Below are 316 nucleotides of genomic sequence, written 5' to 3' on the forward strand. Positions count from 1 at the left end.
AGCCCCGTCGGCCCGTGCTGCTCGTTGGAGCCGATGGGCACGACCACCGTCCTGGACAGCGGACCGCCGTCGTTCAGTCGGGCGTCGATTTCGGGCCAGGAGGACAGGTGGATCAGCATAAAGGCGGTCTCAAGCGACAGGGTCGGACGACTGTAGCGCGCCGGGCTCAGGAAGTCTTGGCGGCCGTGGCGGGCGGATGGGCGGCCATGAAGATGCGGGCGGCCTCTCTGGCGCGGCCTGCGCGTTTGTCGGCCTCCAGCTGCGGCACGTCCAGCATGGCGCGCAGATGGCCGTGGCCCAGCACCAGGCCGGCGAA

General features: G+C 70.3%; 1 pseudogene. It reads right to left on the bottom strand.

What is annotated here, in order from left to right:
* Window positions 1–119, bottom strand: a pseudogene (locus tag B3T77_RS04615) (creatininase family protein); the annotation flags it as partial.
* Window positions 120–316: the final 197 nt, after the last annotated feature.

This window comes from Brevundimonas sp. UBA7838 (genome assembly GCF_002500885.1).
In the GTDB taxonomy this organism is placed as follows: domain Bacteria; phylum Pseudomonadota; class Alphaproteobacteria; order Caulobacterales; family Caulobacteraceae; genus Brevundimonas; species Brevundimonas vesicularis_C.